14 protein-coding genes are annotated in these 15518 nt (G+C 60.7%); 9 read left to right on the top strand and 5 right to left on the bottom strand.

Features of this window, described 5'->3' with window-relative positions; genetic code table 11:
* Positions 1 to 1166: retention module-containing protein (locus ACM6I0_RS28840; RefSeq protein ID WP_414923857.1), on the bottom strand; the 1166-nt coding region annotated here is incomplete at its 3' end.
* Between the two features lie 591 nt (positions 1167 to 1757).
* On the opposite strand from ACM6I0_RS28840, the gene ACM6I0_RS28845 reads away from it, so the two are divergent.
* The 3 genes from ACM6I0_RS28845 to ACM6I0_RS28855 are packed head-to-tail and all read left to right on the top strand — an operon-like array spanning position 1758 to position 6684.
* Positions 1758 to 3116: a TolC family outer membrane protein gene (locus ACM6I0_RS28845; protein ID WP_285436547.1), complete on the top strand. Its 1359-nt coding sequence runs from the start codon at positions 1758 to 1760 to the stop codon at positions 3114 to 3116.
* A gap of 19 nt (positions 3117 to 3135) precedes the next feature.
* Positions 3136 to 5295 carry a type I secretion system permease/ATPase gene (locus ACM6I0_RS28850; protein ID WP_222585174.1) on the top strand — a complete coding sequence of 720 codons (2160 nt, stop codon included), beginning with the start codon at positions 3136 to 3138 and terminating at the stop codon, positions 5293 to 5295.
* A 9-nt stretch (positions 5296 to 5304) separates the two neighbouring features.
* Entirely contained in the window at positions 5305 to 6684 is a 1380-nt protein-coding gene (locus ACM6I0_RS28855; RefSeq protein ID WP_090181407.1) for an HlyD family type I secretion periplasmic adaptor subunit, read from the top strand.
* Between the two features lie 137 nt (positions 6685 to 6821).
* Here ACM6I0_RS28855 and ACM6I0_RS28860 read toward each other — a convergent pair whose 3' ends face one another.
* A complete protein-coding gene (locus ACM6I0_RS28860; RefSeq protein ID WP_285436548.1) occupies positions 6822 to 7418 on the bottom strand; it encodes a tRNA-uridine aminocarboxypropyltransferase in 597 nt (198 codons plus the stop codon).
* Between the two features lie 4 nt (positions 7419 to 7422).
* Complete coding sequence (locus tag ACM6I0_RS28865) at positions 7423 to 8316, bottom strand: LysR family transcriptional regulator (RefSeq protein WP_007945995.1); 894 nt, start codon at positions 8314 to 8316, stop codon at positions 7423 to 7425.
* Between the two features lie 311 nt (positions 8317 to 8627).
* Between ACM6I0_RS28865 and speB the strand changes: the two genes are divergently transcribed.
* From speB to ACM6I0_RS28895, 6 genes are all read left to right on the top strand, one after another.
* Complete coding sequence (gene speB, locus ACM6I0_RS28870) at positions 8628 to 9578, top strand: agmatinase (protein ID WP_090181405.1); 951 nt, start codon at positions 8628 to 8630, stop codon at positions 9576 to 9578.
* Between the two features lie 10 nt (positions 9579 to 9588).
* Positions 9589 to 10011 carry a YybH family protein gene (locus ACM6I0_RS28875; protein WP_285436551.1) on the top strand — a complete coding sequence of 141 codons (423 nt, stop codon included), beginning with the start codon at positions 9589 to 9591 and terminating at the stop codon, positions 10009 to 10011.
* A 54-nt stretch (positions 10012 to 10065) separates the two neighbouring features.
* On the top strand, positions 10066 to 11577 hold the full coding sequence (locus ACM6I0_RS28880; protein ID WP_285436553.1) for a purine-cytosine permease family protein: 1512 nt from the start codon (positions 10066 to 10068) through the stop codon (positions 11575 to 11577).
* Between the two features lie 189 nt (positions 11578 to 11766).
* On the top strand, positions 11767 to 13146 hold the full coding sequence (locus tag ACM6I0_RS28885; RefSeq protein ID WP_222585170.1) for a sodium:solute symporter: 1380 nt from the start codon (positions 11767 to 11769) through the stop codon (positions 13144 to 13146).
* 85 nt (positions 13147 to 13231) lie between these two features.
* Positions 13232 to 13957 carry an MBL fold metallo-hydrolase gene (locus ACM6I0_RS28890; RefSeq protein WP_414923858.1) on the top strand — a complete coding sequence of 242 codons (726 nt, stop codon included), beginning with the start codon at positions 13232 to 13234 and terminating at the stop codon, positions 13955 to 13957.
* A 55-nt stretch (positions 13958 to 14012) separates the two neighbouring features.
* Positions 14013 to 14264: an acyl carrier protein gene (locus ACM6I0_RS28895; RefSeq protein WP_285436555.1), complete on the top strand. Its 252-nt coding sequence runs from the start codon at positions 14013 to 14015 to the stop codon at positions 14262 to 14264.
* Positions 14265 to 14352: 88 nt separating this feature from the next.
* On the opposite strand, the gene ACM6I0_RS28900 is transcribed toward ACM6I0_RS28895, so the two are convergent.
* Complete coding sequence (locus ACM6I0_RS28900; RefSeq protein WP_007914492.1) at positions 14353 to 14481, bottom strand: PA1414 family protein; 129 nt, start codon at positions 14479 to 14481, stop codon at positions 14353 to 14355.
* A gap of 139 nt (positions 14482 to 14620) precedes the next feature.
* Positions 14621 to 15514: a putrescine utilization regulator PtrR gene (gene ptrR, locus ACM6I0_RS28905; RefSeq protein WP_285436559.1), complete on the bottom strand. Its 894-nt coding sequence runs from the start codon at positions 15512 to 15514 to the stop codon at positions 14621 to 14623.
* Between the last annotated feature and the right edge of the window lie 4 nt (positions 15515 to 15518).

Below are 15518 nucleotides of genomic sequence, written 5' to 3' on the forward strand. Positions count from 1 at the left end.
GTGCCGTTGGGGTTGAGCACCAACGTGCCGTAGGTCCCAGTGAAGGTGCCGCCGATGATCGGCCCGCTGTTGGGTCCGACGGGAATGCGGTCAGCGCCTTGCGAGTCATTGGGCAACACGCTGCCGGTGAGGGTCAGCAGGGTTTCCGAGGCGGTACTGGCGTTGCTGTCATCGACCGCTTTGGGTACGTCATCGGTGATGTTGACGTCCAGCGTGCCGGTGGCGGTATCGCCGTTGGAATCACCGGCCACCACGGTGAACTGTTCGCTGAGGTTATTGGCCCCGTCGCCGGCCGAATGGGTTTCGTTGCCGACCAGCGTGTAGCTGTAACTCAACACGCCCGTGGCCGGGTTGTAGCCGGTGACGGTCAGGGTGTTGCCCAGTTGCGTGGTGATCGACTGCGGAAAGCCGACAGCCACTCCGCCCGTGATCACGTTGATCCCGCCGATGCTCAGGCTGGTCAGACCATCAGGCGCGGATACGGTGAAATTGCCGTTCTGGGTCAGCGCGCCCGGGTTGCTGGCGGAGCCGTTGGCGAGGTTGGCTTCGTTGAGGGTCAGCTCGCCACCCGCGACCGACAGGCCGGTAAGGGTGACCGGGTTGTTCGGAACGTCAGGCACGGGCACAACGCCTGTGTCGCCGGCACCGTTGTTCGGATCAGCGGCCAGACGCTCCTGCGGAAATTCGGGAATGCCGTTGAAGCCTGCGGTAGGGAACCCAATGACCGGATCGACGTGCCCCCCCACTTCTTCAAGCAAGACAAAACTGTGACCGCCACCCGCGGCACCACCGGGTGCGCCCGTCGATGCCGGACCGGCCGCCGTGGCCTCAGCGTTCTGGGTCGGGTCATCGCCGGCCGCGATAGCTTTTTGCAGTTGCTCGACGTCGGTCAGTTGCGCTTGCGTCGGCGTCACCGCTTCAGCGGTGTCCACATGGGGCGCCTGATGCGCCAGTAACTGCGGCGTCATGTCCAGGCTGCTGCCACGCCCAAGGGTCAGTTCCTGGCCATTTTGCAGATGCACCGCCACCGCGCCTTCGGCCCCGGTGACCAGTTGATCGCCAGCGAACAATCGATCGCCCTCGACCAACGCGCGCCGGGTGCCGTCGCCCGCGACCGCGAATACTTCACCAATGACCTTACTGACGATACCGATGAGCGTTGCCATGTGCATTTCCTCCGCTGCCAACAGCTGTCGGCATCCTGTTGTTCGCGAAGATGTGCTCATGGTTCAAGCAGGTGGCCTGGCGGATCGCCTGCCGGGCGCGTTTACCTGAGTAAGCCGCCGCCCTGGCGATCGTCTCGCCAAGCGTGTCGCTCACGGGGCGAGGTGTCCGGATTTTTTGTAAACCTCAATGCAATCAATGACATTGAAGGTCTGTTCCGGGTCAACCTGCTCAGTGAACGATGCGTAACGATTTTGAAGCACCAAAGTGACAAAAAACCGTCACCCCAAAATCGCTCGCTTCCCTCCCCTTCAGCACTTCTCCGCCCTATGTCGATAAGTGGATGGAACTTTTTCAAAGTCCCGAGAAGCTCCCTAAAGCTCCGAAATCAAGGGCTTTCGGAGTGAACAATGTGCTGGATTTAGCAGAGCGCATAAGTTTTTTTTGGCATAAGGCTTATGAAAAAAATTTCTTAGCTATTCTCTAGAATGTTCTTAGCTCTGTTGTTACAAGAGTGAAACGATTTCACCTATAAAAGTCGTCAAATAATTGGCGATCGATAAAGTACCATCAGGAATCAGGGAGATGTACCCATGCGCGTTTTAACCCCCCTATGCAGCGCAATTCTGCTGGCCATGGCCTGTACATCCCAGGCTCAAGCCATGTCATTGACCGAGGCGATCCAGAGCACCATCGCGACCCACCCGGAGCTGGCGTCACGCGTTGACAGCCGTCTCTCGGCCGATGAGCAAGTGAAAGTTGCCAAAGGGGGCTTTTATCCAACAGTTGATCTGAACGCCGCCTACGGGCGCGGGTACAGCGATAACACCAATACTCGAGCGTTGGGCAATCACCACACCGAAACCCTCAACTACACCCAGTCGGAGCTGCGCCTGCGGCAAATGCTCTTCGACGGTTTCAACACCGCCAACGAGGTTGAGCGCACCAAAGGCGTGGTCAATTCCCGGGCCTATTACGCTCAAGGCACCGCCCAGGATCTGGCATTGCGCACCATCGAGGTCTACCTCGAAGTGCTCAAGCGTCGTGAACTGGTGACCCTGGCCACGAACAACCTGCAGGCGCACCTGCGGGTCAACGACCAGATCGGCCTGCGCACCCAGCGCGGCGTCGGCAGCAACGCCGACTCCGACCAATCGGTAGCCCGTAAGGCACTGGCGCAAAACAACCTCGAAACCGCCGAAGTCGATCTGGCGGACGCCGAGTCGAATTTCTACTCCGTCGTGGGCCGCCTGCCCGATGAGCTCGAAGCACCGCCGTCGATTCGCGGCGAGGTGCCCACCACCCTGCCGGAAGCCCAGCAGAGCATGGTGGAAAACAACCCGTACCTGAAATCCGCGCAGGCCGATGTGCAATCGGCCGAGAGCCAGTACGAAGTCGCCAAGTCGCCGTTCTACCCGCGTTTCGACGCCGAAGCGGCAGTGGGCGCCAACAACAACGTGCAAGGCGATATTGGTCACGACAACGAGTGGCGCGCGGGTGTGGTGATGAACTACAACCTGTTTCGCGGTGGCAGCGACAAGGCGCGCCTGGCGTCCGACGCGCACCAGATCAACCAGGCAATGGACATTCGCAACAATGCCCTGCGCCAACTCAACGAAAACATCCACCTGGCCTGGAACGCCATGGTCAACGCCAAGAAACAAACCCCGACCGCACGCGAATACGCTGAGACCAGCCGGCGCGTTCGCGTGGCGTATCAGGATCAGTTCGGCCTCGGCCAGCGCACCCTGCTCGATTTGCTCGACAGTGAAAACGAGCTCTACAACGCCAATCGCCGCTACACCGAAGTGCGCTACATCGAGGAATTCTCGATGTACCGCGTGCTGGCGAACATGGGCCAGTTGCTGAGCAAACAACGCGTGGTGCTGCCCGCAGATGCGATCGCCTCTTCTGAAGTGAAAAACGAAGCGCGCTTGCCTGAACTGAAATAGCTCAACCGGAGCGATCAATGTGACCAGCATGGAACCCGGCAACATCGGTGTTGATCCGCGCCTGAGCTTCGATGACCCGCTTCTGGACGGTCTGTTGATCCTCTGCAAACTCCACGGCGCGACGGTCAGTCGCGCCAGTCTGAGCGCCGGGCTGCCCTTGAACAAACAGCGTCTGAGCCTGGACCTGTTGCCGCGCGCAGCGGCCCGGGCCAGCTTGCAGGCGCGTTTGCTGCGCCGTGAACTGGCGGATATTTCCGCGCTCAACCTGCCGGTGATGCTGATTTTCAATAACGGGCGCACCGCCATCCTGCGACGTTTTGGCGATGACGGCCGGCTGTTGATCCTGCCCAGCGAAGCCGACGGCGGTGAACAATGGGTCAGCCGCGAGGAACTGGCCGAAAATTACAGCGGCCAGGCCTTGTTCGCCCGGCCGCGTCACGAACTCGAAGACTTGCGCTCGCCACTGGTGCCGCGCGTGGAGGCGTGGTTTCGCGACACGTTGAAGCTGTCGAAATGGCTGTACAGCGACGCGATTCTGGCGAGTTTCCTGATCAACCTGCTGGGGTTGATGGTGCCGCTGTTCGTGATGCAGACCTACGATCGGGTGGTGCCTAACCAGGCCACGTCGACCTTGTGGGTGCTGTCGATCGGTCTGTTGATCGGCACCGGTTTCGAACTGGTGTTGCGGGTGGTCCGCGCGCACTTGCTGGACACTGCCGGGAAGAAAACCGATGTGATTCTGTCGGCCACCTTGTTCGAACGCATCACCGGCATGGCGATGAAAGCGCGGCCGGCGACCATCGGTGGTTTCGCCCAGAGCATTCATGATTTCCAGGGCCTGCGTGAGTTTCTCACCGCGGTCACGCTGACCAGCCTGATCGACCTGCCCTTCGCCGTGCTGATGCTGGTGGTGATCGGCTTGCTCGGCGGCTGGCTGGTGGTGATTCCGCTGCTGGCTTTTCCGATCACGATCATTTTCGCCATGGTGATCCAGGTGCGCCTGCGCGACACCGTGCAGAAAAGCTTGAGCCTGGGCGCGGAACGCCAAGCGTTGCTGATCGAAACCCTCGGCGGCCTCGAAACCCTCAAGGCCTGCAGCGCCGAAAGCGAACGCCAGCACAAATGGGAAAGCACCCACGGCGCCCTCACCCGCCTCGACAGCCATGCGCGCAACCTCTCGGCGCTGGCCACCAACGGCACGCTGTTCATCCAGCAATTCTCCGGCATGGCGACCATCGTCGCCGGGGTCTACAGCATCATCGCCGGCAACCTGAGTGTCGGCGCGCTGGTGGCGACCTACATGCTCGGCAGCCGCGTCCTCGCGCCCCTGGGGCAGATCGCCGGCCTGATCACCCGCTACCAGCAAGCGCAACTGACGATGAAAAGCACCGACGCGCTGATGTCCTTGCCGCAGGAGCGCGACGCCAAACAAAGACCGCTTGAGCGCACGCAACTGCAAGGCGCACTGGACGTCAGCGGCGTGACCTTCCACTACAACGGCCAGAATGCGCCGGCACTGGCCAACGTCAGCTTCAGCGTCAAACCGGGTGAACGGATCGGCATCATCGGTCGCAGCGGCTCGGGCAAGAGCACTCTGGCGCGGCTGGTGATGGGGTTCTATGCCCCGGAAGAAGGCCAGTTGCTGCTCGATGGCCTGGATCTGCGGCAACTCGATGTCGCCGACCTGCGCCAGCAAGTCGGCTACGTCGCCCATGACCTGCCGTTGCTCGCCGGCAGCCTGCGCGACAACCTGACCCTCGGCGCGCGTTACATCAGCGACTCGCGGATGCTTGAGGTGGCTGAATTGACCGGCGTCACCGAGCTGGCTCGCCAGCACCCACAAGGCTTCGACCGGCCCGTGGGCGAACGCGGCCAATTGCTCTCGGGCGGCCAGCGTCAGGCCGTGTTGCTGGCTCGGGCGCTGTTGCTCGATCCGCCGATCATGCTGCTCGACGAACCCACCAGCGCGATGGACAACAGCAGCGAAGACGTCTTGCGGCAGAAACTTCACGGCTGGGTCCAGGGCAAAACCTTGTTGCTGGTGACCCACCGCACCTCGATGCTCAGCCTGGTGGATCGGCTGGTGGTGCTGGACAACGGGCGGATCGTCGCCGACGGTCCGAAAGAAGCGGTCATCGATGCACTGCGCAAGGGCCGTGTCGGCTCTGCGGCTGTCTAGGAGCTCACCATGGCCCGTTCATCTTCCGACGCGTCGCTCCCTGAATCGAAGTCGCGCGGCTATTTCGGCAGCTTCGGCAAAACCGCCGAGAGCGAGTTCATGCCGGAAACCGCTGGCGCTTCGTTGCAGGACTCACCCCGTGGTTCGCGGATCACCGTCTGGCTGGCCGCCGGACTGATTATTGCGGCGCTGGTCTGGGCCAAGTTTGCGGTGCTGGAAGAAGTCACCATGGGCGAAGGCAAGGCGATTCCATCCAGCAAGGTTCAGGTGATCCAGAACCTGGAGGGCGGCATCGTCACCGAGATTTTTGTCCGCGAAGGACAAATGGTGAACAAGGGCGATACTTTGCTGCGCCTGGATGACACGCGCTTTCTGTCGAACAAGGGTGAGAGCGAAGCGGATCGCTACGCGCTGACGGCGCAAGTCGAACGTCTTTCGGCGGAAGCGGAAGGCCGGCCGTTCAAGCTCTCGCCTGAAGTGATCGCCAAGGCGCCGCAAGTGGCCGAAGACGAACGCTCGCTGTATGAACAACGCCAGCGCCGACTGGCCAGTGAACAGCGCACGCTGAGTGAGCAACTGCGGCAGAAAACCCAGGAGCTGGCGGAATTTCGCTCAAAACAAGGGCAGTTCAGTTCAAGCCTGGCGCTGCTGCAACAAGAGATGAACATGTCTGCGCCACTCGTGGGCACCGGGGCGGTTTCCCCGGTGGAAATCCTGCGCCTCAAACGCAGCGCGGTGGAAATTCGCGGCTCGTTGAATGCGACGACGCTGGCGATTCCCCGGGCCGAATCGGCGATCAACGAGATCAAGAGCAAGATCGACGAATCGGAACAATCCTTCCGCTCGGACGCGGCGAAAGAGCTGAATGAAAAACGCACCGATCTGTCGAAAATCACTGCGTCGAGCATCGCCATCGACGACCGCGTGAGCCGCACCACGGTGGTGTCGCCGGTGCACGGGATTATCAAGGTGCTGAAGGTCAACACCATCGGCGGCGTGGTCCAGCCCGGCAGCGACATGGTGGAAATCGTGCCACTGGAAGACAACCTGCTGATCGAAGCCAAGGTGCGGCCGCAGGACGTGGCGTTTCTGCACCCGGGGCAGAAAGCGATGGTCAAGTTCAGTGCATACGACTACACGATTTATGGCGGGTTGAGTGCCAAGCTTGAGTTGATCGGGGCGGACACGATTACCGATGACAAGGGCAACAGTTTTTATTTGATTCAGGTGCGCACGGACAAGAATCACTTGGGCGGGGATGTGAAGCCGTTGCTGATCATTCCGGGGATGGTGGCGACGGTCGATATCATTACCGGTGAGAAGAGCGTGCTGGATTACCTGCTTAAACCGGTGCTTAAAGCCCGGACCGAAGCGATGCGCGAAAGGTAGTTTTTGCTGGGATTCCCTGTGATTGTTCTACCGCTATCGCGAGCAGGCTCACTCCCACAGGGGCCGCATTCCTTCAGGAAGAACTTGGTCAACTGTGGGAGCGGGCTTGCCCGCGATGAGGCCATCAGCGAAACCGCCTATTTCAGCCCATGGTTGCGCTGGAAAGTCTCCTCCCCCATCGCTGCAATCTGCCCTTCGATCAACGCCTCGAACGGTTTTAACAACGGCTCGAACGTCGTTGGCGCTTCAAGCGTCTGCAACGCCTGGACTATCGCTTCCACCGTCGACAACGCCCCCGGCCCCGGCGACTTGCGCAGTCGATAGCGCGACACGCCGCCCTCCGCCAGCGTCACCCTCGGCAACGCCGCCAGCAACGGGTTGAGGTGCAATAGCTTGCGCGCCTTGCGCCAGGTGCCGTCCGGGACCACCAGCAACAGCGGCTCTTCGTTCCCGGTGTACGCTTGCAACGGCTGCGCATCATCAGCTGGAAACAACAACCGCGCCTGATAACCCGGCTGATTCAACAACGCCGACAGATCGTCGAACACCTCGCCCACCACCAACTCGGCATTGTTCAAGCCCAACGCCGCCAATCGAGCGGTGTTCAGTGCGTGGTTCACCTCGCTTGGATGCTGCAACAACAGCACCCGCGTGCGGCTGTCGAGACTGGGGATCAGTGGGCACAGGCAATGGGTTTGTGGGCGCAGGCAGCGCGGACATTGGGCTCTGGACATGTTCTCAAGCCTGATTCAGTTGTGCTTTAAGCAGGTCGCGGAAAGTCTGGATCAATGGTTCACGGCTGCGACCACGGCGCACGATCATCGAGAACGGCGCCTGATAACCAAAGGTCGCCGGCAGCAACACGCGCAAATCGCCCTTGTCGGCCCACGCCTGGGCGTAATGCTCCGGCAGGTAACCGATGTAGGCGCCGGACAGCACCAGAATCAACTGCGCCTCCATACTTTCCACGGTCGCGGCGCTGTGCTTGAAACCGTGGCGGGCCAGTTCAGCCTGGCTCCAATAGCCCCGGCCGACCATGCGTTGCTGGGTGATGACTTGTTCTGGGATGCGCCGCTCGGTGAACAACGGATGCCGGCTGCTGCAATACAACCAGTGCTGCTCGCGATAAAGCGGCATGTAGACCAGGCCGCTCATGCGCGTGGAAAACGCCCCGATGGCCAGGTCGAGGCGGTTGTCCTGAACGCCGAGCTGCAATTCGTAGGGGCTCATGACCGACAGGTGCAAGTGCACGGCCGGGTGCTCCTGGCTATAGGCGCCGATGGCTTCGGCGAAAGGCAAGGCCTTGTCGCTGACGGTGGAGTCGATCACGCCGAGGTTCAAGGTGCCGCGCAGCTCGCCCTTGAGCGCCGCCGCGTATTGCTCGAACCCTTCGAGCTCGCCGAGCAGGCGCAGGGTTTCCTGATGGAACAACTCGCCCTTGCTGGTCAGGCTGAAGCCGCCGCGACCACGATGACAGAGCACTAGGCCAAGGGCTGCTTCGAGCTGGCTCATGTAGGTGCTGATGGCCGAGGTCGAGAGGTTGAGCTCTTGCTGAGCGTTGGCAAACCCCTGATGGCGAACCACGCTGACGAAGATGCGCAATAGTTTCAGATCGGGTAAAGCGTTGGCCATGGGTTTCTCCACCGGTCGATCGTTCCCACGCTCTGCGTGGGAATGCAGCCCGTGACGCTCTGCGTCACATGCACAAAAAGAGCGGGACGCGGAGCGTCCGTGGATGCATTCCCACGCGGAGCGTGGGAACGATCACGCGAAGAAGTCTATCGCTGTCGCGGCCTTTAGTTTAGAAAAATCTGAACTAAGTATTTGCCCGTAGCGATTCTTCCCGCGCACTACATTTCGCAGAATCGCCCCACAACGGTGCCTGTGTCTGTCCAGACCTGCGCAACCGACATAAATAAAACAACGACGATGAGGCCTTTCCCGTGGACAAGATTCTTCACCAACCACTGGGCGGCAATGAAATGCCGCGCTTCGGCGGCATCGCCACCATGATGCGCCTTCCCCATTTGCCAACCGCTGCCGGTCTGGATGCTGCCTTCGTTGGTGTCCCGCTGGACATCGGCACCTCCCTGCGTCCAGGCACCCGTTTCGGGCCTCGCGAAATCCGCGCTGAATCGGTGATGATCCGTCCGTACAACATGGCGACCGGTGCAGCCCCTTTCGACTCGCTGTCGGTGGCCGACATCGGCGACGTGGCGATCAACACGTTCAACCTGCTGGACGCCGTACGGATCATTGAAGAGTCCTACGACGCCATCCTCGAACACAACGTGATCCCCCTGACTCTGGGCGGCGACCACACCATCACCCTGCCGATCCTGCGTGCCATTCACAAGAAGCACGGCAAAGTCGGCCTGGTGCACATCGACGCTCACGCTGATGTGAACGACCACATGTTCGGCGAGAAAATCGCCCACGGCACCACGTTCCGTCGTGCGGCCGAAGAAGGCCTGATCGATTGCGATCGCGTGGTGCAAATCGGTCTGCGCGCTCAGGGCTACACCTCTGAAGACTTCAACTGGAGCCGTAAACAAGGCTTCCGCGTGGTTCAGGCTGAAGAGTGCTGGCACAAATCCCTGGCTCCGCTGATGGCCGAAGTTCGCGAGAAAGTCGGCGGCGGTCCGGTGTACCTGAGTTTCGACATCGATGGCATCGACCCCGCGTGGGCACCCGGCACCGGCACCCCGGAAATCGGTGGTCTGACGACCATTCAGGCGATTGAAATCGTTCGTGGCTGCCAAGGCCTCGACCTGATCGGCTGCGATCTGGTAGAAGTCTCGCCCGCTTACGACACCACCGGCAACACCTCGCTGTTGGCCGCCAACTTGCTGTACGAAATGCTCTGCGTACTGCCTGGCGTGACCCACCGCTGAGGGATGGTTGATGAACGAACGTGATCAGGTTCTGAAAGCCGCCGCCGACCTGGTGTCGGCGTTTGCCCGCAACGATCGCGAAGCCTACTTCGGCGCCTTCAGCGCCGATGCCAGCTTCGTCTTTTACACCCTCGAGCAGCCTCTGCTGTCGCGCGATGCCTATCAGGCGTTGTGGGACAGCTGGCGCTCGGAGGATGGCTTCGAGGTGCTCTCGTGCACTTCGAGCAACGCCTTCGTCAGCCTGCAGGGTGATGTAGCGATTTTTATCCATGACGTGGCCACCGAGCTGCGCATGCAGGGGGAGCAACACTTCAGCCAGGAGCGCGAGACGATTGTTTTCAAGAAACAAGCGTCTGGCCAAGAACAACAAGGCCTATGGCTGGCCTGCCACGAACATTTGTCCGCAATGCCGGAAGGGCTGCCAACCCCTTAGCCAAACAGGTGACGCTCACACACGATGAGTGCGCCTTTATGATCGGAGCTGATCATGAATAACAACAACAAAGACCAAAGCCTTACGCAAATTGAAACCTACGGGGTGGAACAGATCCCGGACAACGAACGTACCGCAGGCCCGACGGACTTGTTCCGGATGATCTTCGGCGGTTCGAATACCTTTGCCACCGCCGTGCTCGGCAGTTTTCCGGTGCTGTTCGGCCTGTCTTTTCAGGCCGGCGTCTGGGCGATTGTCCTCGGTGTGTTGCTCGGTTCGCTGATCCTCGCGCCAATGGGCCTGTTCGGCCCGATCAATGGCACCAACAACGCCGTGTCTTCCGGTGCGCACTTCGGCGTGCACGGGCGGATCGTCGGTTCGTTTCTGTCGCTGTTGACCGCCATCGCCTTCTTCTCGCTCTCGGTGTGGAGTTCGGGTGATGCGCTGATCGGTGGTGCAAAACGCTTGATCGGCCTGCCGGAAACCGACCTGACTCTGGGCCTGGCCTACGGTCTGTTCGCGATCCTGGTGCTGACCGTCTGCATCTATGGCTTCCGCTTCCTGCTGTGGGTCAACAAGATCGCCGTGTGGAGCGCCAGCTTGCTGTTCCTGCTGGGCATCTTCGCCTTCATCGGACCTTTCGATGTGAACTACGCCGGCACCGTGAGCATGGGCCAGCCGGGCTTCTGGGCGGCCTTTATCGGCGCTGCGCTGGTGGCGATGAGCAACCCGATTTCCTTCGGTGCGTTCCTCGGTGACTGGTCGCGCTACATCCCTCGTGATACGCCTAAAGGCCGGATCATGGCGGCGGTGGTGATCTCGCAGGTTGCGACCTTCATCCCGTTCCTGTTCGGATTGGCGACCGCCACCATCGTGGCGATCAAGGCACCGGACTACATCGCGGCCAACAACTACGTTGGCGGTCTGCTGGCAGTTTCGCCGAGCTGGTTCTTCCTGCCGGTGTGCCTGATTGCGGTGATCGGCGGCATGTCCACCGGCACCACGTCGCTCTATGGCACCGGGCTGGACATGTCCAGCGTATTCCCTCGCGTGTTGTCGCGGGTCAAGGCGACGTTGCTGATCGGTGTGATGTCGATCGCGTTCATCTTCATCGGTCGCTTCGCGGCGAACCTGGTGCAGAGCGTGTCGACCTTCGCCGTACTGATCATCACCTGCACCACGCCATGGATGGTGATCATGATCATCGGCCTGGTCGTGCGTCGTGGCTTCTATTGCCCGGATGATCTGCAAGTGTTCACTCGCGGCGAGAAAGGTGGTCGTTACTGGTTCACGCACGGCTGGAACTGGCGTGGCCTGGGTGCCTGGATCCCGAGCGCACTGGTGGGTCTGTGCTTCGTGAACCTGCCAGGGCAGTTCGTGGGCGTGCTGGGCGATTTGGCGGGTGGCATCGACATCAGCCTGCCGGTCACCCTCGGCCTGGCGTCGCTGGTGTACCTGACGTTGCTCAGCCTGTTCCCGGAATCACGGGAAGTGTTCGGCCCGCAGGATGCACGCAGCAAGGGTTCGAATTCGCTCGGTAAATCGGCGGTTCGACAAGCCGCCTGATCAAACGCATTACCTGTGGCCAACACATGACCTGTGGGAGCGGGCTTGCCCGCGATGAACGATGACGCGATCTGTCTGACAGATCGGTGTACTCCCATCGCGGGCAAGCCACGCGCCCACAGGAATTGATGTTCCCGCAGGGATTGATTTTCGCTTCAACATAAAAAAGACAATCGGAGACACGCCAACATGGCACTGGATTTATTCGTCGTACTCATCTACGCAGCCGCAATGCTGATACTCGGCTACTACGGGATGCGTAAGGCCAAGACCAACGAAGACTTTTTGGTCGCCGGCCGGAACCTCGGCCCGAGCCTGTACATGGGTACCATGGCCGCCACCGTACTGGGCGGCGCGTCCACCGTCGGCACCGTACGCCTGGGCTACGTCCACGGCATTTCCGGTTTCTGGCTTTGCGCCGCACTGGGTTGCGGGATCGTGGCGCTGAACCTGTTCCTCGCCAAACCACTGTTGAAACTGAAGATCTACACCGTTACCCAGGTGCTGGAAAAACGCTACAACCCGATGGCCCGTTCCGCGAGCGCGGCGATCATGCTGGCCTATGCACTGATGATCGGCGTGACCTCGATCCTGGCGATCGGCACGGTCCTGCAAGTGCTGTTCGGCCTGCCGTTCTGGGTCTCGGTATTGCTCGGTGGCGGCGTCGTGGTGATCTACTCGGCGATCGGTGGCATGTGGTCCCTGACCCTGACCGACATCGTCCAGTTCGTGATCAAGACCGTAGGCCTGATGTTCATCCTGTTGCCGATCTGCCTGTATCGCGTCGGCGGCTGGGATGAGTTGGTGCTGAAACTGCCGGCAACTGCCTTCAGCTTCACCACCATCGGTTGGGACACCATCATTACCTACTTCATGATCTACTTCTTCGGCATCCTGATCGGTCAGGACATCTGGCAACGGGTGTTCACCGTCAAGTCTGCCAAAGTCGCCCAGTACGCCGGTACGTTCGCCGGTTTCTACTGCATCCTTTACGGACTGGCCTGCGCCCTGATCGGCATGGCCGCTCACGTGCTGATTCCGGACCTGGACAACGTCAACAACGCCTTCGCCGCCATCGTCAAACTGTCCCTGCCGGACGGTATCCGTGGCCTGGTGATCGCCGCTGCACTGGCGGCCATGATGTCCACCGCCAGCGCCGGCCTGCTCGCCGCTGCCACCACCCTGACCGAAGACCTGCTGCCGAAACTGCGTGGCGGTAAACAGTCGAGCCTGGGCATCAACCGCCTGTTCACCCTGCTGACCGGTATCGTTGTGCTCGGTATCGCGCTGGTGGTGAACGACGTGATCAGCGCGCTGACCCTGGCTTACAACCTGTTGGTCGGTGGCATGTTGATCCCGCTGATGGGTGCGATCTTCTGGAAGCGCGCAACCACCGCCGGCGCTATCGCCAGCATGGGCATGGGTTTCGCTACCGCGCTGGTGTTCATGTTCAAAGACGGTCTGGACGCCAACACCCCGATCTACTACAGCCTCGGCGTCGGCCTGGTGAGCTTCGTGCTGGTCAGCTTGCTGTCCCCGCGCCCGGCAGCCGTGGCCAGCCCCGCCTAAGCTGAATATAACGACTTGATGCTTTCTTCGACGGGTGTGGCGTCGGTTGCCACATCCGTTTTTTTTCGCCTGGAGAAAACCTTTGATGAAGATTGTTTCTCGCGATCTGTGGTTCGAAGTCAAACAGCTCAGTGACGGCATTCGGCTGATTCACGAGCCTTACATCCGGCCCTTCTATCGCTGCAACCTCTGGCACGTTCAGGGCCGCGACAAAGACCTGTTGCTGGACAGCGGGTCCGGGCTGGTCAGCCTGCGCGAGCAATTGCCGTGGATCACCGAGCGGCCGTTGGTGGCGGTGGCCAGTCACTGCCATTTCGACCACATTGCCGGGCATCACGAATTCCCCGAACGGCTGGTGCATCCGGCCGAAGCACAGATTCTTGCTCACCCCGATGGCGATAACACGCTGAGTACGGCGTTTGTCGGTGACGACATGTTCGAAGCGCACCCGGACTGTCCGTTGTGCTACGCCGAATACCGGGTCAAAGCCGCGCCGGCCACCGGCATGATTGAAGAAGGCGACGTCCTGGATCTCGGTAATCGTGTGCTGCAGGTTCTGCACACACCGGGGCATTCACCGGGCGGCATCAGCCTGTATGAAGCGGCGACCGAAACGTTGTTCAGCGGCGACATCATCTACGACGGCCCGCTGATCGAAGATGCCTACCACTCCAATCTCGACGACTACGCCCGCAGCCTGCAGCGCTTGCGCGAGTTGCCGATCCGCACGGTTCACGGCGGGCATTTCGGCAGCTTTTCCGGAGAGCATTTGCGCACGATGATTGACGAGTGGCAGCGCTCACATGCCTGAAGCCTGCTGTACTCAACGTCAGGGAAAACAACAATAACGCCCTCGAAGAACAACCATGAAAAGAGCCGCCGTTCGCGCCGCCGTGCATCGTTTTATCAGCCGCCTGCTGGAGCGTCAGGATGACTTCGACGACAACGCCAGTCTGGCGCAGATGGGATTGGATAAGCAGGACATCGAAGAGTTGATCTTCCATCTGGAAGATGAGCTGGGGTTAACGGCGTTTACGGCGGAAGAAGACCAGATGCTCAAGACCGCCCGGACGGCGAATGACTTGAGCCGGTTTTTGATCGAGATCGGGCGGCATTGAAGTCCGCCCACTCTTTTGGATTTGCGTCTGCGCCGCCGAACGCGGCCTCGCGGGCTCGGCAGCGGCTACAAACACTACTTGCGCCGCGTTACCGGCGGCGCTGCTGGCGTCGGCGTTGTTCGTCGTCAGTACGAATAGGCACAGGTTGCAGAGGCGGTTCAATCAAACCGAGTGCAACACCCAGATCGTGCAGCCAGTTTTGGATTTTCTCTTTCATGGTGCCCCCTTCAGGGTAGTGCCGAGCGACCGGAATTCTGTAGCCGCTTCGCACTGATAATAGTCCGAAGTCCTACGTATTGCTCGTCCAAATCCGCAATGATCTGTTACTGAATTGAACAAAATACTTGACCATTAGTTCAAGCAATCGCTCGATCCCGAACCGCTGTCGATGGATAGACCGCTTGCTGTTGTTCGATCCAGGCATTCAGGTTGGCCCCGACCATGCCCTTGCGCCACATCAGCCAGGTGGTTGCGCGGGCAAACGGCTCGGCCAACGGGTGCACCGCCACGCTTTCACGGCCCGGCAGGCTGGCGAGCATCGACTCCGACATCAACGCCACCCCTGAACCCGCAATCACGCAGGCGAGCATCCCCGGGTAGGACTCGATCTCCATCGCCCGGCCCATCGCGGCGTGGTCGTGAGCAAACCAGGCCTCCAGACGCATCCGGTACGAACAGCCCTGCCGAAAGGTGAACACCGACCGGCCTTCAACATCCCGCGCACTGTGCACCGGCGGATGATCGGCCTCGCTGATCAGCACCAACCGTTCGTCGCACAATGGCACGCCGTCCAGGCCTGCCAATTCCAGCGGGCCATCCACCAACGCGGCGTCGAGACGACCGGTGAGCAAACCTTCGAGCAATTCGCCGCTGGGCCCGGACTGCACCTGCAGGTTCACCGCCGGGTACGTGCGGTGATAACGCGCCAACAACTCCGGCAGATGAATCGCCGCCGTGCTGTACATGGTGCCCAGCACGAAATCCCCGGCCGGTTGCCCGCCCTGCACCGCCGCACTGGCTTCATCATGCAGGGCGAAGAGCTTGGCGGTGTAGTCCAGCAGGACTTTTCCCGCAGGCGATAACTGCAAACGCTGACGCTCGCGGACGAAAAGTTCTACGCCCAGTTGCTCTTCAAGCTGTTTGAGCCGGGTCGACAGGTTTGACGGCACCCGATGCAAACGCTCGGCGGCGCGGGTGATCGAGCCTTCCTGCGCGACCGCCTGGAAGATCCGTAATTGGCTGAACTCCACGATC

Source organism: Pseudomonas sp. IT-P294 (assembly GCF_949767865.1).
Taxonomy (GTDB): Bacteria; Pseudomonadota; Gammaproteobacteria; order Pseudomonadales; family Pseudomonadaceae; genus Aquipseudomonas.